Here is a 17,320-nt window from a genome sequence, read left to right on the forward strand (position 1 = left end):
TTTGAACATCCCATGTTAATTACCATTGTTTATACATGAAAATCCGTGATAAATGCAATCTCCCGGCTAGTCTTAAATTTTTCTTAAATCTACCAGCCCAGGTATACCATTCCAATGCCACATATCAGTATTGTGCCCCCTCCCAGGGCATGCACATACCGCTCCAAACTACTGGTTTTCAATATAGAAAAGCCATAATACCCCAGTATGACCATGCCCGTCATTGTTAGCAGCGTGAACAGTGTAAAAGACCCGATCAGCATTACCATACCATAGGTAGAATGTTGCGCTGCCGGGTAGGTCAACAGGGGGATCAGCGGTTCACAGGGTCCAAGCCCGAAAATGAGCAACATGATCCAGGGTGTGACCCTTGTTCTGTCCTGAGGATAAACAATCTGCCCGTGTTTATGTTCATACACGTATATATCCCCGTTATCATACACATCAAAATGCTTATGCACCTTATTATTCCAGGCCCGTTTCAGGCCCCATACCGTATACAGCAGGCCAAAGGTGAGCAAGGCCCAACCGGCCAGCCCTCCACGCAGGTTTTCCAGACCGCTGATCTTTGACAAAGACCAACCCAGCCCTATACCCAGCAATCCCAGTAATACGGAGCTGCCCACATGCGCGATACCGCAAAGTAATGTCCAGACCACCGTCTTACCGGCAGTCCAGCCCCTCACCCTGCTCAGGGCTATAAATGGGATATAGTGGTCAGGTCCCGTCAATGTATGCAGACAACTTATTGTGACAGCTGTCAGCAACAATACCTGCAATTCCGTATTCATATCCTGTACTTTTATAGTTTTCGTTCTTCTCCGGCCAGCAGGGCTATCTTTTTGAATAGCTCATACAACTGCTCCCCTCCCTGCCCCAGTACACGCAGGAGCAATGCCCCCGAGGCCGTGCGGGACACACCGGCAGTAATATTTGTTTCTGCGGACAGACACTCGTGTAACACCTCTCCCATCGCTGTCATATCCTGCTTTTCATCATGCCATAATAAGGAGGCCTGATGTGTATATCCTTCCCACTGGCCCATGTTAGCCGGTGGTACTATGCCTGGTTGCAAAACGGTTACATCCTTAAACAACAACCTGCCATCCCTGTATACTTCCAGTATATTCTGAAAATGTTTACACCTGAACACTTCTCCACTCAGTTTCCGCCCACAGGTAATGATCTCTCCCCACAATAGGCGGCAATCCTCTCCCAGCTCAATACGGTTAGCACTGTCAAACACCGATTGCTCGTGTGGCACCGCAGGATGTGGCAGATAACATAAACTGCTGCCCCGTCCCATCTCCACATGAAAACGTTGCCGGGCCCCATGCTGCATGTTAAATATGCGCTGATATGACTGTGTGTACAGATGCAGGCCAGCGTCTTCCGCCAATGTAACCCGGATATCATATGCATCTCCATCCAGTATCCCCGGCGATGCCGTCATCATGGTCAGATGTAACATACCGGGCCTGCTCCCACTGATATCAGCCACCTTAAAAGGCTTTGTATAGTAGCAGTGTTGCAGATAGGTACGTATACCCCTGACAGCCGCCTTTATTTGCAGTTCACTCTTCATTGCAGCAAAGCAGGCTCCTCCACCATTTCCAGTAATGCATATTTCCTGATCCATCCTATCACGGTGTCCAGCCCTTCCTGGGTCATTAGATTGGTAAAGACGAATGGTCTGCCCTGACGCATCTTACGGGCATCCCTTTCCATCACTTCAAGACTGGCGCCTACATAGGGCGCGAGGTCAATCTTGTTGATGACCAGCAGGTCTGAACGGGTAATGCCCGGTCCTCCCTTGCGGGGTATCTTATCACCTTCCGCTACATCAATAACGAAGATGGTCAGATCAGCCAGGTCCGGGCTGAAGGTAGCAGACAAATTATCGCCGCCGCTTTCAATAAAGATGATCTCTACATCAGGGAATCTCGTTGCTATTTCTTCCACTGCTTCCAGGTTCATACTGGCATCTTCGCGTATGGCAGTATGCGGACAGCCGCCTGTCTCCACACCTATGATCCTTTCGGCAGGCAACAGGCTGTTCTTCACCAGGAATTCTGCATCCTCTTTTGTATAGATATCATTGGTGATCACGGCCAGGCTATACTGCTCATGCAGCTGCCTGGACAACCTTTCTATCAGCGCTGTTTTACCGGCGCCTACAGGACCGGCTACGCCTATCTTTATGTATGTACGCGATTGCATTTTCAACTTGTTTACGTAATTCAATTCATACGGTACCGGCCATACAGAATATGTACTAAGACATATACAATCTTGAATATAGCCTTTCGTGCTGCATACTCCTGATATCAAATCCGAAGCTGCAACGTCCGGCCAGTTCCCGTGGCATACTTAATGTCTGTTCAACCAATGCAGGCAGCTTCGGTAACAGTTCAAACAGGATCTGCTGTCCCTGTTGCTGCCCAAGCGGCACCAGCTTTACGCTATTGGTTACCATACCGGTAGCTGCGTTATAATAGAACGCGGTTATTGCTTCAGATAGCGGAATGCCTGAGAGGCAGGCATACACTCCAAATGCCAGGCAATAATGCCCTGCTGCTTCACCAGACCTGATGTTCGCCATATAAGCATCTCCGGTAGCATGCACCACCAGTGGAGACAATAACTTCAGCAGGCGTATGCCCAGCTTCTGGCTGGCCATCCTCAGTTCCTGTGGCGCTTTCAATGCAGTACACTCCTGGTCCAGTTGTACCAGCTGCTGCACATCCCCAGCTTCCGCCGCACGATATGACAGCACAGCGAAAAGTGCATCATTGTATGGCAGGTTATGCTCCAGCATGTTCCTGATAAAAGCAGCGGCATCTCCGGCATCTTTTATCAATCCCTGCTGCACATAGGTTTCCAGTCCGCCGGAATGCGTATAAGCCCCTATCGGCAGTGTAGGATCACTCAGGTGTAGCAGGTATGGTAGCCAGTTCTGCATCATGGTTTATTTGGAGGCGAGCTGCATGATCTTACTAAAAAGCGATCCTGAGCTGCCATGTTCATGTGGTATAATATTGCTTCGCAACATATTGGTTAGTGTACGCTGTTCTTTAACAGGATTATATCCCTTAGCTTCCAGCCAGCGGAACAAAGGCTCCTCGTATGGTACCAGGACTTCATCTCCTTCCAGGAATAATGGGAGGTGTTTATTGCCGATCTCATAACAAACAGCCGCCATATCCTTCATAGTAACCGGCTTCAGAACGATAGCGGCTGCCGGAACGATGTCTATAACGATAGCTTTTTTATCGTCCATCCATACAATATCTCCCTGTTGTAACATAGGTGCTTCCCGCATGAAGCGCAACGCCACTTCCTGTCCGCCCTGCGTATGCCGGCGTAACAAGCGTTTGCCTGCTTCAAACCATTCCAGCAGCAAAGGATCCATGACCCGGTTGGCTGTGGAATAGTTTGCAACATTGCCTTCTATCTTTTCTATGATGATCATATCTGCAATTAAAACAGGAAATACCGTTGTGCCAATGGCAATACCGCTGCCGGTTCACAGGTCAGCACCTGCCCATCTATACTTACTTCATATGTTTCCGGATTGACCTTTATTTCCGGCGTACTGTTGTTATGTACCATATCTTTCTTCCCGATGTTCCGGCAGTTCTTCACCGGCAATATGATCTTTTGCAGACCATATTCCTGCGCGATATTTTTCCCTGCTGCTGCCTGTGATACAAACGTCACACAGGTCTTATGCAGGGCGCCGCCAAAAGCGCCGAACATCTCCCTGTACATAACAGGCTGCGGAGTAGGAATAGAAGCATTAGGATCTCCCATACGGCTACAGATGATCATACCGCCTTTGATGATCATTTCCGGCTTGGCGCCAAATAAAGCGGGTTTCCATAGTACAATATCGGCTAGTTTACCCGGCTCCAGCGATCCTACATGTGTCGCAATGCCATGTGTGATAGCAGGATTAATTGTGTACTTGGCCACATAACGTTTGGCCCTGAAATTATCATTGCCTTTACCATTATCTTCTGCCAGTGCCCCCCGCTGTTTCTTCATCTTGTCTGCTGTTTGCCAGGTGCGGATGATCACTTCCCCTACACGGCCCATGGCCTGCGAATCGGAGCTCATCATACTAAATACACCCATATCATGCAGGATATCTTCCGCAGCAATCGTCTCCGGGCGGATACGGGAATCAGCGAAAGCAACATCCTCAGGTACAGTTTTATCGAGGTGATGGCACACCATCAGCATGTCCAGGTGTTCATCGATCGTATTGACGGTGTACGGTCTTGTAGGGTTGGTAGATGAGGGCAGGATATTCGGATACATGGCGGCTTTGATAATATCGGGCGCATGCCCTCCGCCAGCGCCTTCCGTATGATAGGTATGGATCACACGGCCATCAATCGCCTTAATAGTATCTTCCAGGAAGCCCGATTCATTCAGTGTATCTGTATGGATAGCCACCTGCACATCGTATTTGTCTGCCGCCTTCAAAGAGGCATCGATAACGGCCGGAGACGAACCCCAGTCCTCATGGATCTTTAAACCCAGTGCACCGGCTTCTATCTGTTCCCACAGCGGTGCTTCGGTGGCACAGTTGCCTTTGCCGAGAAACCCCAGGTTCATGGGAAAAGCATCTGCCGACTGCAACATTTTACGGATGAACCATTTACCGGGTGTGACAGTAGTAGCATTGGTACCATCTGCGGGACCGGTACCACCACCAATCATCGTGGTGATACCACTATGTAAAGCATGGGTAATCTGCTGCGGGCTGATAAAGTGAATATGTGTATCAATACCACCGGCGGTAGCTATCAGTCCGGCACCGCCATGTACTTCTGTGCTGGCTCCAATGATCATATCCGGGTCTACACCGTCCATGGTATCTGGATTACCCGCCTTCCCTATCTTCACGATCTTCCCATCCCTGATGCCGATATCCGCTTTCACGATGCCCCAGTGGTCGATGATCATCACACTGGTGATCACCATATCCAGCACCCCCTGATCGCGGGTAGCGGTGGATGACTGCGACATGCCATCGCGGATGGTTTTACCTCCGCCAAATTTGGCCTCGTCGCCATATACAGTATGATCGTGCTCTATTTCGATGATAATGTCTGTATCTCCCAGACGTACTTTATCGCCCGTTGTAGGACCATACATTGCCGCATAGCGGTCACGGTTTATCTGAAGACTCATTCCGGCTGGTGTTTAAATTGTTGTTCTTTTACCTGTTCCATGGCTTTATGACGGGCTTCTTCTCCAATGGTAGTGCCATTCACCAGATTATTCATGCCGAAGGCTTTCCTGTTTCCTCCCAGCGGCACCAGGGTGACTGTCTTTTCTTCTCCGGGCTCAAAGCGCACCGCGGTACCTGCCGCAATGTTCAGGCGCATACCAAAGGCCGCTTCCCTGTTGAAGGATAACATGCGGTTTACCTCAAAAAAGTGACAATGAGAGCCGATCTGCACAGGCCTGTCTCCTGTGTTGACCACCTTTACCTGTGTGATTGTCCGGCCGCTGTTAGCGTCGATCACACCGGGGACAATAAAATATTCACCTGGGATCATAGTTGAAGAGGATTTAGCTATTGGTTGATTGTCGTTCTTATCTGATCGGATGATGTACTGTCACCAGCTTGGAACCATCCGGGAAAGTAGCTTCTATCTGGATCTCATCGATCATTTCCGGAATACCTTCCATCACATCTTCGCGGGTCAGGATAGTAGCGCCGTACTGCATCAGCTGCGCAACTGTCTGTCCGTCCCTGGCCGCTTCCTGTAAGCGGCTGCTGATCAATGCTATTGCTTCCGGATAATTCAGTTTGAGTCCCCTGGCCTTTCTCTTTTCAGCAAGTTCTCCCGCCAGGTATAACAATAGTTTTTCAGTTTCCCTTGCCGTTAAATGCATAGTATTTTGGTTTAAATGTGTCTTAGTCCTGACAGTTTGTTACAGGGAAATGGGTTAATGAAATTACAGTGATCTTCCCTCTGTTAATTTACGCAAAAAAAGCAGAAAGTAAAACGCTCAATGCGGAATGCATTGAGCGTTTGTTATTATGACAAGTGTTGCAATCGTATCAGGCAGAATTCCTGCCGGCATTGATGATACCAAAAGAGCAACGTACAACCAGTTTTTCATACGTTTCTTTCAGTCCGTCACCATTACCTGCTTCATTGAGCTCACGGATACGGGCCAATGCACCCTGCTGAATGGTTAGTAGCGGCAGTACGATACGTTCGCGCATCTGTATAGACAGCTGGTCAATCGGCGATGCACCCATCAGCTCTGTTTGTCCTACCAGGCGCAGTATATATTCGCGTGTGCGTTTATATTCGTCATGTATCATATTCCATACCTCTCCAAAACGGGGATGTTTGCCATATGCAGCAGTCAGCGGGAAATAACTTTTCTTCATCGCCATCTGGCAGTTGTCCAGCAGTGTGCGGAAGAACAGTGAATTTTTATACAGTTTTTCAACTGCACTCCATTTACCTGCTTTATCCAGCGCCTCCAATGAAGCTCCCACGCCATAGTAACCAGGCACGTTCTGTTTCAGCTGGCTCCACGCGCCCACATAAGGTACGGCCCTCAGATCATTGAGATTCAGCTTAGCTGCAGCATTCCGTTTGGATGGACGGCTGCCGATATTCGTTTCAGCATAGTAACGCAGCGGGCTTGCAAAGTCCAGGTAATCCAGGAAGTCAGGATGTAACTTCAGTTTATTGAATGCCTTGAAGCCTTCATCTGCCAGTTCCTGCAGCAATGCATCCTCTTCATCTGCAAGGGTCACCTCCCGGGAAGAGAATATCTCATTGGCGATACCTGCATGCACCAGTTGCTCTATGTTGAATTGTGCAGAGTCAACTGTTCCAAAGTTGGAACTGATGGTCTGCCCCTGTATAGTCAGCTGAATTTCTTCATTGGCAATATCCCGTCCCATAGATGCATAGAACTGGTGTGTTTTACCACCACCTCTTGCCGGAGGACCTCCGCGGCCATCGAAGAAGACTACATCTATCTCATATTCCCTGGAAATGCGTGTTAACTCCTGCTTAGCCTTGTGAATACTCCAGTTAGCCATCAGGTAGCCACCATCTTTGGTACCGTCAGAGAAGCCCAGCATGATGGTCTGTTTATTAGAACGCTTACGCAGGTGTTCCCTGTAAGCCGCATTATCATACAGCTCACGCATCACATTACCAGCCTGGCGGAGATCGTCTATTGTTTCAAACAGCGGTACAATATCAACGCTCATGGATTCCTTCTGCCAGCCGGCCAGCAGGAACAGTCCATACACTTCCATCACGTTCAGCGCATTCATACTATGGCTGATAATATAGCGATGACAGCCAAACTCCCCGTTGTTCTGCTGTATTTCCTTTATTGCTGCGATAGTAGCCAGGGTGTCTTTATGCAGTGGCTCTTTCAGCGCATCCTGGCTCAGTGATCCTTTTATGTTCAGCAGGCTGTTTATTTTCTCTTCATCAGAGAGTGTTGCATAGTTGGATGGCAACAAGTCTGACTGAGCAGCTACCGCATCCAGCAGCGGCCCATGTACAGAGCTATCCTGCCTGATATCGAGGGTGGCAAAGAACAGACCGAACAGTTCTACCCGGCTTGCCAGGTCGTCGAGCAGGTTCAGGAAGAGTGCATTGTTCTCTTCAATGAGCACAATGCGGATACGTGCCAGTGTATCCAGGATCTCCTGCTGGGTGATATTGGTCTTATGACCGGGAATAAACAGATTGCTGTACAGCTGCTGTTCCAGTGCGGCCAGTTCCTGTTCAATCCCTTTAAAGGTGAGGCGACGTTTCAGCCTGCGTACATCCAGGTAATAACATTTGAGAATACCTCCGCGCAATGCTTCCGCCACACGCAATGTAGTGTCTGCAGTTACGAAGGGATTACCATCGCGGTCGCCACCGGGCCAGAAGCCCATTCTGATCACCGGATTAGTACTATTGATAGAGGAAGGGAATTGTGCTTTTAGTTTGGATATAATACGTCCGGCAGCCTGGTAGAAAGTATTCTCCAGGAACCATAACAGGCTGATAGCCTCGTCATAAGGCGTAGGCTTTTCCTTTTTGAAGAACGGTGTTTTACCCAACTGCTGCAGGTAAGAGTTTACCTGCGCTGTATTATCATTGATCAATGCTCTTGACAGGTCATTGATGATGGTGAGCACGCTACCCGGGTAGAATTGGGTAGGGTGGGCCGTCAATACTAATCTCACTGAAAAATCCTGCAGTTTCTTAGCGAGCTTTTCTTCCGCCTGTTCTGCGATGATCTCTGCCTGCAGATGGCTCAGCGAGCCTGAGCCGTGCATGTCATGAATATCGCGGAAAGCTGCATCTTCCAGGGCGTCAAACAGCACTACCTGTCTTTCAGCATACTGCACAAAGCGGAACATGAGGTCCAGCTTCTGCTGCTCATTACTGCAGGAGGTGTATTGTTGAAAATAAGAGTTGAGAATTTCCTGGGGACTCTTTTCCTTTTCATATCCTTCTTCACAATGGATCAGGAACAATGATAAAAATACGCCGGTTCTTTCTACCTTATGAAAAGGCAATGCAGTAAAGAGACTATTGTATAACTGGAACTTGGTGCCAACCAGGTTCTTGAATAATTGCAAGGTATTATTAACCGGTGCTTCCATAACTAAATTTCGTAATTTAAAAGAGCCTTTGCCAACCGGGAGCTAAAAATAATATAAAATAGTTACAAAGTAGAATGGAAAGTTATTAGAAAGAGTAAGGCCGCAGCTTCCGCCACGGCCTTTTCGCAAGTCCCCCTTAAATTTGGGTGTGTTGAGAGAATAAACCTGTTAATTGAGTAATATGATCGGGTAAAAAGGAATTAGTCTTATTTATTTCTCTAATCTGAAGCCAACCGGCAATATATACCTTACACTCACAGAATGTCCGTTTTGCCGGCCCGGTTTCCAGTTTGGCATTAACTTTACCACTCTCGTTGCTTCCTCTTCCAGTCCGCCTCCCCTTTGGGCCCCTACAGTCTGTACTTCACTGATCTTTCCTTCAAAGTTTACTACAAACTGTACAAATATCTTCCCCTCAATACCAGTTTCCTGTGCCATGTGTGGATACCGAATGTTCTTCTGAAGGAATCTTGCCAATGCATCGTCACCACCGGGAAAAGATGGCATAATCTCTATATAGCCATCTATAATTTCTCTTTCCGCCACCTTGGGTGGTTCTACAATGGGACCGCCTGGCGTACCATCACCGGCAAACGGATTCTCAACCCTATTGGGATCACCTTGAATATTAGCGACACCGATAGCTTTATTACCAATGCTATCTAACTTCGGCATTTCATCTTCCGGACGTACAAGATCATCTTCTGTAATAGTGGGTGTGGCAACTCTAATGGATGAAGAGGCCGGCGGTGGTGGTGTAGCAGGAGGTGGTGGTGGCGGTGTTACGGGTTTGTCCTCCGGAATTTCAAGATCTTTTAAGATCGTTTCTTTCACTGCTACGTCTTTTCGTGTATGCATGTCCGCAGCCATCAGTTTATTACTGAGTACATATCCACCGATGATGACCAATGCGATGGAAGTCGTACCAATAATGGCGTTGCGCACACGCCTGTCTTCACTTCTACGTAAATCATAGGCACCGTAGTCTTTATTCCGACCATCAAAAAGAATGTCGAGAAAGTCTGATTTAATAATGTTCGTTGCATTCATGGGATAAACATTTACAATATAGATGCAACGTCATTATTTTTCCATAAGAGAATTTTAAAAACTTTAAGAGGAGTATAAATATTACCAGCCCAGATTGAAATCCGGATCGGGATCACCTATTTGCTAAAGGAAGTATTCACTATCTTTTAATAGTAACGATATGATCGTTACCCCACAGGTATAAATAATGTTGTAATAAATAAAGTTGGTAGATAAAAAGGTAAGGAGGTAATGCCAGGGGGCGCGGGAGGTATATTACATTATAATTTACCACCAATAAATCTGCAACACACCTTCCCCGCTAGCCTGACCGGGCATTTTATTTACAGCTTATAGCAAACAATATCTTAGTGATCAGCAACAGCTGTTGTAAACAACTGTACTACAAAATTGGGTATGATCATTCTTCACCACTACACCCATCTTACTACGTATCAATAATCCATTATGCTGATGCATATAATAATCAGTTTTTGATTTTTATGTTGCTGATAATATTGCTTTGCTGGTGGGACAAAACAAGGAGAATACTCAGCGCTTTTTCTCCGGGTGGTGGTAAATCTTATTAGTCTACTGAATCTGTAGACAAATATACAGCATGTAATTAGATTTCCAAATTCAAAGACATTATTTTTTTCAGGCAGCATTATTGCACATAACAAACTGCTGATTATCACAGCCGAAAAACGTGTAGCAATTTATACAGGGCATATCATCATGATGGATCGCAAAGACATTCCATAGCAAGCCATAACATTGTCAGGGAATAATATTATTAGTAGTGAGTAATACCGGTGATCCTAATTAGCCTGTCAAATAAGGAAAATACAAGTAGATTTGAAATAATAGAAGACACCATCTGATGAAAAAAATTCTACTGGCACTTAGTATACTACCGCTGGCCACTTATGCACAATCATCATCTGATACTACCCACCGTTTACGGGAAGTAGTGATACAGGCATATCCCGGCAAACAGTTTACCTTGCTCCAGGTACCTACCAGCAGTACTGTACTTACCGACCGCCAGTTACAACTGCAACAGGGCGTCACACTATTACCAGCATTGAATACCGTACCCGGCGTACGGATGGAAGAACGTTCCCCCGGCAGTTACCGTTTATCTTTAAGAGGTAGCCTTTTACGCTCTCCTTTTGGCATCCGGAACGTAAAACTATACCTGGACGAGATCCCGCTGACGGATGCTGGCGGCAATTCCTATCTCAATCTTGCCGACCCGGGAAGTTTCCAGGGTATTGAAGTATTAAAGGGACCAGATGGCAGCCAGTTCGGTGCCAACTCAGGTGGTGTAGTGCTGTTCCATCCGGCAGGCACATTGTCAGACAGCAGTCGCCTGAAGGCCGACATACAGGGTGGCAGTTATGGCCTGTTCCGTGAGCAAATAGGCTTACACCAACAGTGGGGCAATTATAAGCTGAATATCTATCAAGCTATACACCATTCTGATGGCTACCGGGATAACAGTGCTATGAAGAGATATTATGTACAAACAGCCCAGGAATGGCAATATAATCCTCATAACCAACTTAAGCTAATCGCGTTTTACAGTGACCTGGACTACCATACTCCTGGTGGTTTGACGGCAGCACAGTTAGCAACCAATCCAAAAGGATCACGCCCCGCTACGCCCACATTGCCCAGCGCCATCACTCAGCAGGCCGGCATCCGGAATAAAACAGCGTTCGGCGGCCTGGTACATACCTCACAGCTCGCCACACACTGGCAGCATGTGATCACTGTATTTGGCAGCAATACCCACTTCGAAAATCCATTTATCACCAACTTCGAAGCAAGGGATGAAAATACTTTTGGCGCCCGTACCTATATTGCCCTGCAGGACCAGCCGCTGGGCAACAGCAATATGCGGCTGGACTGGACAACAGGTATGGAATGGCAGCAGACAGGCGCCGATATTGACAACTATGGCAACAGGGCCGGCGTGAGAGACACCTTACAAGCCGCCAGCGACATCACTGCCCGTCAATACTTCTACTTTACCGGTGTTACCTTACGTCCCGGCAAACAATGGGTCGCCGAAGCAGCTGTAAGTGTCAATTATTACCGCTACCACTTCAATGATCTGGCGGCAGGCATGGATGGTAAAAAGAAGTTTACGGCCGAACTAATGCCCCGCTTCTCCCTCTCTTACCTGATAACACCCGATCTGGCGGCACGCGCCACTGTAAGCAGGGGCTACTCCCCTCCTTCCATCGCGGAGGTACGTGCTTCAGACAATATTATCAATACCGCCCTGCAGGCAGAAACCGGCTGGAATTATGAAACAGGCCTACGGTTCAATAGCCGTAACAACCGTTTCCAGGCGGATGCGGCTGTTTTCTATTACGAACTGCAGGATGCCATCGTCCGCAAGCTGCATGATGATGGTACAGAGTTCTTCACCAATGCCGGCGGTACTCATCAGACAGGTGTGGAGTTCCAGGGTTCTGCCTGGTTGCAGTCCCCCAGACGTCAGGGCTTTATCCTCGGCATACAGCTCCAGGGAAGTTATACCTACAGTCATTTCCTCTTCAGCGACTATATCAGCGCAGGCAAGGATCTTTCCGGCAATGCATTAACAGGCGTTCCGAAAAATATTGCCACAGCGTCCCTGCTTGTGGAATTCCCCGCACGGGTATCACTATACGGCCAGTATACCTACACAGACCGCCTGCCGCTGGATGATGCCAATACCGCTTTTGCTAAGGAATATCACCTGGTACAGGCGAAAGTCAACTGGGGTGTCAATAAATGGCTGGCATTGTATGCAGGCGCAGACAACCTGCTGAACCAGCGTTATAGCCTGGGCAATGACCTGAATGCCGTGGGCGCCAGGTATTATAATCCAGCCCCGGGAAGAAATTATTACGGCGGCCTGAGAGTGATTTTATAATCCCCCAATGCTGTATTACGGATACATGGGGAGCCTTATAATACCCACCTGCCTACTGTATTGCAGCGGTTGAAGGACACCCTTGCCGGGGACTAACGATTCCCGTTGGCTGGCTTGTTCAAGACCTGCACTTTAAAGAACTATGGCCTGCATGGCGCACATCAAAAGGGCCGCTGAAAAGCGGCCCCTGCACATTTTGGTTCAAAAAAAGAATAAACAAAAAACAAGTCTATGCAGGCACCCCTGCTTTTTTATAATGCACTACCGGCAGCTCTCTTAACCGTCCGGCAGCATATTCCGGTGTAATATCCCTTTGAGGATGCGCCAGCATCTCATATCCCACCATAAACTTCTTCACAGTAGCAGAGCGCAGTAATGGCGGATAGAAGTGCATATGCCAGTGCCATTCAGGATGACTGTCGCCATCATTAAACGGCATCTGGTGCATACCTGCCGAATAAGGGAATGATGTTTCAAACAGATTATCATATTTGGTGGTCAGCTCTTTCAGGATAGCTGCCAGTCCATCACGTTCTGCAGGTGTGAATTGCAACAGATGTTGTACATGACGGCGGCTGATGATCATAGCCTCGTACGGCCATACTGCCCAGAAAGGCACCAGCGCCACAAAATGTTCATTCTGCGCAATGATACGTTCCTCCTGTTTCAGCTCCTTCTCCAGGTAAGCCGTCAGCAGGCTACGGCCATGCTGCTGATAATAATTGCGTTGCTGGCGTGTTTCCTTTTCTATCTCCATCGGCACATCTTCAGACGCCCATATCTGTCCATGCGGATGCGGATTACTGCATCCCATGATCTCTCCTTTATTTTCGAAGATCTGTATATACTTGATGAAAGGTACTGCTGCCAGCGATTCCAGTTCTGTATGCCAGAGGTCTACCACTTTACGGATATCCGGCAGTTCCATCTCAGGTAAAGTAAGGTCATGACGCGGGCTGAAGCAGATCACACGGCATATGCCCTTTTGTGACCGGGCTACCAGCAGTCCGTCTTCATTCTCACCGCCCTTTGGTGTATCGGCCAGTAAGGCTGAGAAATCATTTGTAAAGGCGATAGGTCCGGTATATGCCGGATTCTTAGTTCCATCAGCACGGGTATTGCCTGGACATAAATAACAATCCTCCACATAAGCCGGACGCTGTACCAGCGAAGGTGACTCCACCTTTCCCTGCCACGGGCGTTTGGAACGGTGAGGAGATACCAATACCCACTCTCCTGTCAGGATATTTAAACGGGTATGGGGATGAGCTGTAAGATCAAAGGTATTTTCAGACATTCTCTCAGAACATTTATCAGAACACTTAATGAAGGACTGACCCTGTATATGGTGTAGGGCCAGTCCTTATTATCAGCGCTTAATTGTTAACTAAATTATTCACCGTACGACAACCATCTTCTATGCTGGTAACATACGCTTTCAGCGGAGTCTTGAACTGTTGTTCATAACCAGCGGCTGCTTTTTCCAGCAATGCCGGCACTGCTGATTTCTTCACGATATTGATGGTACAACCACCAAAGCCACCTCCCATCATACGGGCGCCCAGCACTCCCTGCTGACCAGCCGCAAATTCTGCCAGCCAGTTCAGTTCCGGACAGCTCACATTATACAGCTTGTCCAGCCCTTCATGCGTAGCAAACACTTTCTTACCAAATGCATGCAGATCATTACGCTGCAGATCTTCACATGCATCCTGCAAGCGCTGTATTTCTTCTACCACATAGCGACAGCGGTTGTAAACAGTAGCATCATGTGCTTTTACATAAGCATCCAGCATATCCATATTGGCATCGCGGAGGCTGTTCACATGCGGATGATGTTTTTTGATCAATGCCACACCTGTTTCACATTCTTCGCGGCGGGTATTATATTCTGAGGATGCCAGGGAGTGCTTTACCTGTGTATCCAGCAGCACCAGGCTTACATCATCAAAGTTGAAAGGAATATATTCGTACTCCAGTGAAGCGCAATCCAGTTTGATCAGCTGTTGTTTTTTACCGAACATGCTCGCAAACTGGTCCATGATACCGCAACGCACACCCACGAAGTGGTTCTCTGCAGCCTGTGCCAGCAGCGTCATATCCCTACGGCCTATTTCCAGTCCGAAGAGTTCATTCAGTGCATAGATTGTAGCGCATTCCAGTGCAGCGGAGGATGAAAGGCCGGCGCCCAGGGGAACGTTACCACAGAAAGCACATTCAAAACCACCAATGATATGACCCGCCTGTTGCAGCTGCTGTACTACTCCCAGCAGATAATCAGGCCATTGCTGTGCGGTAGGTACCACTCTATCCAGTGTTCCTTCATATTTGTCATTTACATCCAGTGCATGTAAAATGATCTTATTGTCATTACGTTTTACAATAGCCAGGTAAATGGCTTTGTCAATAGCAGCGGGCAATACAAACCCGTTATTATAGTCGGTATGCTCTCCGATCAGGTTAATACGCCCTGCCGCTCTTACCATAATTGGTTCCTGGTCAAAATGCTGCTGGGAAAAGGCGTTTAATTTAGCTTGCTCCACTGTGTATTGTTTTAAATTTGTTGATATACTAATGGGAGATCATTGCGCTCCCGTCAAAGACTTAATCGTGGCGGTCTGTTACAGGCCATATTCCAGACAAATCAGCTGACGGCCCATATTGCAGGCTGTCTATTGTCGGCTGTTCTATTTCATCTGAAAACTGTATTGTTAATGATGAAGAAACCCTGTTGACATTTAAAATCTGACCGTGGATTTACTCATGGAATTTTTATTTATGTGGAATAATTCTCAAAGTTAAATGATTTACGTAAACGATTACAATACTTCTCTCTAAATTACGGTGCAGTACGCTTAACCTATTGGCAGTTATCACAATAAATCATTGATAAACAACACAGTATAGAAAAAAGGATGTGGAATAGACATTAAATGTAATCGTTTACTTTCAATTTTGCAAGCTTCACTTTTCTTGTGGGCCCTTCTTTCGAATTTGTTGTTTTAGATATTCTTTACTATTGGAAAAAGGGACTGGTACGCGGCTCTCAGGTGGAATCCCTGGCTGTAGTTCCTGGAAGTTCCCTTCCATTTGGCATTGGGAAGGCGTGTTGGGCGCTGTTTATCTATTAAATCCCTGGTAGGTCGCATCAGCATACTTCCAATAACTAAGGCCAGGGATTTCCACCTGACACCGCTGGTTCCTTTAGTTCGCCCACTTAATTTATGGAGATACGAAGAAGGAGCTTGTATATGATATGAATGATATGGCATGCTTACAGAACTCCAAGGCAACAAATAGAGAATCGCTGCGGTCGTTCCTTCACTATGATTATTGAAAGTCATTTAAGAAAGTGGAAGCCCTGTACCACGGCAGCAGCAGATGGAGCTTGCTGGCATTAGTTATTTGAAGTATGATGACACGACCTACCAGGGGTTGAATAGATAAACAAAGCCAAATACGCCTTCCTGATGCTCAATGGGAAGAAACTTCAAAGAACTCAGCCAGCAAGCCCATACTGCTCGCTGCCGGTAAGCCCTTCGCTATAATTATTGAAAGTCATTTAAGAAATAGAAAGCCCGATAAGCAACGGGCAGCAAATGGAGATCACTGTTTCTGAGAAGACTGCCTAAACCGCGTCACAGGCTCAAGCACAACTTTCGTCCGCGTCTGCTGGCTGACAACACCATTGCCTTCGATCAATTCCATGAGCAAGCGGAACGCCTCCTTCCCCATCTCAACAGTCTGCTGATCGATACTGGACAAACTCGGCGTAATATGCTCATCAAAAGATTCGTTCGCAAACCCGACAACGCCAAAAGCACCCGGAATATCTATATGCTTATCTTTTAACTCCTTCACCGCCCCCAAAGCCGTAAAATCCTCCACAGCAAAGACTGCATCCGGCGGCTGGGGTAAAGCCAACAAGTATTGAATAGCCTGACGACCGGCATTAATGGAAACATCTCCAAAATAGACCAGCTCATCCTCTACAGGAACACCATTATCCGTCAAAGCAGCTTTATACCCCTCCAGACGATCCTTGAAGATCTTCAGATGCTGCTGCCCGGCAATATGGGCAACCCGCTTGTACCCCTGCTTCAACAAATGCTCAGTAGCATAATACGCCCCCTTAAAGTCGTCAACTACGACGGATGGAATATTAAGACTATCATTAGCACGGTCGAAAAACACCAGCGGTACTCCCCGCTCCTTGATCTCAAGATAGTGACTGAACTCCATGGTCTCCTTGGCAATAGACGCCAGAATACCATCCACACGGGTACTCAGGAAGGTCTCGATCGCCTTCTTTTCATATTCCGGCTTTTCATTGGACTGATAAATTAGCACATTGTAACCATGCTGGTTCGCCATGCTTTCAATACCATGTACAACAGATCCGAAAAAGTTAATTTCTGCACTGGGAATAATCACACCAATGATATTAGTGCGACCTGATCTGAGCGACCAGGCGATCCTGTCCCGCCTGTAATTCATTTTTTCCGCAGCAGCCTGCACCAGTTTACGTGTTTCCTCACTGGTACCTTTGCGGTTGTTCAGTGCGCGGGATACAGTAGCACCCGTTAAATTCAGCTCTTTAGCGATGTCTGCTATGGTGACTTTGTTATTCAACAAGGGGTAGCTTTAACACTAAAGTAAAAAATTCATTCCGGATACGCTAAAATTTCTGGCTATGC

13 protein-coding genes and 1 pseudogene are annotated in these 17,320 nt (G+C 47.3%); 1 reads left to right on the top strand and 13 read right to left on the bottom strand.

Annotated features, from left to right (window positions below):
- Positions 1–89: 89 nt before the first annotated feature.
- From F3I09_RS11985 to F3I09_RS12030, 10 genes and pseudogenes are all read right to left on the bottom strand, one after another.
- Complete coding sequence (locus F3I09_RS11985) at positions 90–791, bottom strand: sulfite exporter TauE/SafE family protein (protein WP_149695260.1); 702 nt, start codon at positions 789–791, stop codon at positions 90–92.
- 11 nt (positions 792–802) lie between these two features.
- Positions 803–1,639, bottom strand: a complete 837-nt coding sequence (locus F3I09_RS11990; protein WP_149695261.1) for an urease accessory protein UreD — start codon at positions 1,637–1,639, stop codon at positions 803–805.
- On the bottom strand, positions 1,582–2,220 hold the full coding sequence (gene ureG / locus F3I09_RS11995; protein WP_149695262.1) for an urease accessory protein UreG: 639 nt from the start codon (positions 2,218–2,220) through the stop codon (positions 1,582–1,584). Before ureG ends, F3I09_RS11990 begins: the two co-directional genes overlap by 58 nt.
- A gap of 55 nt (positions 2,221–2,275) precedes the next feature.
- Positions 2,276–2,962: an urease accessory protein UreF gene (locus F3I09_RS12000; protein WP_188133773.1), complete on the bottom strand. Its 687-nt coding sequence runs from the start codon at positions 2,960–2,962 to the stop codon at positions 2,276–2,278.
- 6 nt (positions 2,963–2,968) lie between these two features.
- Positions 2,969–3,472 (bottom strand): urease accessory protein UreE, encoded by a 504-nt coding sequence (gene ureE, locus F3I09_RS12005; RefSeq protein WP_149695264.1) that lies wholly within the window; start codon positions 3,470–3,472, stop codon positions 2,969–2,971.
- A gap of 8 nt (positions 3,473–3,480) precedes the next feature.
- Entirely contained in the window at positions 3,481–5,202 is a 1,722-nt protein-coding gene (gene ureC, locus F3I09_RS12010) for an urease subunit alpha (protein ID WP_149695265.1), read from the bottom strand.
- A gap of 74 nt (positions 5,203–5,276) precedes the next feature.
- Positions 5,277–5,573 (bottom strand): annotated as a pseudogene (gene ureB / locus F3I09_RS12015) (urease subunit beta); the annotation flags it as partial.
- 37 nt (positions 5,574–5,610) lie between these two features.
- Positions 5,611–5,913, bottom strand: coding sequence for an urease subunit gamma (gene ureA / locus F3I09_RS12020; protein ID WP_089809655.1), 303 nt, complete (start codon positions 5,911–5,913; stop codon positions 5,611–5,613).
- Positions 5,914–6,082: 169 nt separating this feature from the next.
- Positions 6,083–8,662 (bottom strand): phosphoenolpyruvate carboxylase, encoded by a 2,580-nt coding sequence (locus F3I09_RS12025; RefSeq protein ID WP_149695267.1) that lies wholly within the window; start codon positions 8,660–8,662, stop codon positions 6,083–6,085.
- A gap of 210 nt (positions 8,663–8,872) precedes the next feature.
- Positions 8,873–9,712, bottom strand: coding sequence for an energy transducer TonB (locus F3I09_RS12030; RefSeq protein WP_149695268.1), 840 nt, complete (start codon positions 9,710–9,712; stop codon positions 8,873–8,875).
- Between the two features lie 862 nt (positions 9,713–10,574).
- Here F3I09_RS12030 and F3I09_RS12035 point away from each other — a divergent pair.
- The gene (locus F3I09_RS12035; RefSeq protein ID WP_149695269.1) at positions 10,575–12,623 is read left to right on the top strand and encodes a TonB-dependent receptor; all 2,049 of its coding nucleotides are present in this window, start codon (positions 10,575–10,577) and stop codon (positions 12,621–12,623) included.
- Positions 12,624–12,852: 229 nt separating this feature from the next.
- Here F3I09_RS12035 and F3I09_RS12040 read toward each other — a convergent pair whose 3' ends face one another.
- The 3 genes from F3I09_RS12040 to F3I09_RS12050 all read right to left on the bottom strand — a co-directional run bounded on the left by F3I09_RS12040 (position 12,853) and on the right by F3I09_RS12050 (position 17,258).
- On the bottom strand, positions 12,853–13,920 hold the full coding sequence (locus tag F3I09_RS12040) for a UDP-glucose--hexose-1-phosphate uridylyltransferase (RefSeq protein ID WP_149695270.1): 1,068 nt from the start codon (positions 13,918–13,920) through the stop codon (positions 12,853–12,855).
- A 79-nt stretch (positions 13,921–13,999) separates the two neighbouring features.
- Complete coding sequence (gene galK, locus F3I09_RS12045) at positions 14,000–15,166, bottom strand: galactokinase (RefSeq protein ID WP_149695271.1); 1,167 nt, start codon at positions 15,164–15,166, stop codon at positions 14,000–14,002.
- A 1,063-nt stretch (positions 15,167–16,229) separates the two neighbouring features.
- Complete coding sequence (locus F3I09_RS12050; protein ID WP_223233221.1) at positions 16,230–17,258, bottom strand: LacI family DNA-binding transcriptional regulator; 1,029 nt, start codon at positions 17,256–17,258, stop codon at positions 16,230–16,232.
- Positions 17,259–17,320 lie beyond the last annotated feature (62 nt).

The organism is Chitinophaga sp. CF418 (genome assembly GCF_900142925.1).
Lineage (GTDB): Bacteria > Bacteroidota > Bacteroidia > Chitinophagales > Chitinophagaceae > Chitinophaga.

Excerpts from the sequence above, each read along its gene's own strand:
- ureE (WP_149695264.1), bottom strand. The coding sequence starts at position 3,472 with ATGATCATCATAGAAAAGATAGAAGGCAATGTTGCAAACTATTCCACA.
- F3I09_RS11990 (WP_149695261.1), bottom strand. The coding sequence starts at position 1,639 with ATGGATCAGGAAATATGCATTACTGGAAATGGTGGAGGAGCCTGCTTT.
- F3I09_RS12040 (WP_149695270.1), bottom strand. The coding sequence starts at position 13,920 with ATGTCTGAAAATACCTTTGATCTTACAGCTCATCCCCATACCCGTTTA.
- F3I09_RS12000 (WP_188133773.1), bottom strand. The coding sequence starts at position 2,962 with ATGCAGAACTGGCTACCATACCTGCTACACCTGAGTGATCCTACACTG.
- ureA (WP_089809655.1), bottom strand. The coding sequence starts at position 5,913 with ATGCATTTAACGGCAAGGGAAACTGAAAAACTATTGTTATACCTGGCG.
- F3I09_RS11985 (WP_149695260.1), bottom strand. The coding sequence starts at position 791 with ATGAATACGGAATTGCAGGTATTGTTGCTGACAGCTGTCACAATAAGT.
- ureG (WP_149695262.1), bottom strand. The coding sequence starts at position 2,220 with ATGCAATCGCGTACATACATAAAGATAGGCGTAGCCGGTCCTGTAGGC.
- F3I09_RS12035 (WP_149695269.1), top strand. The coding sequence starts at position 10,575 with ATGAAAAAAATTCTACTGGCACTTAGTATACTACCGCTGGCCACTTAT.
- ureC (WP_149695265.1), bottom strand. The coding sequence starts at position 5,202 with ATGAGTCTTCAGATAAACCGTGACCGCTATGCGGCAATGTATGGTCCT.
- F3I09_RS12030 (WP_149695268.1), bottom strand. The coding sequence starts at position 9,712 with ATGAATGCAACGAACATTATTAAATCAGACTTTCTCGACATTCTTTTT.
- F3I09_RS12025 (WP_149695267.1), bottom strand. The coding sequence starts at position 8,662 with ATGGAAGCACCGGTTAATAATACCTTGCAATTATTCAAGAACCTGGTT.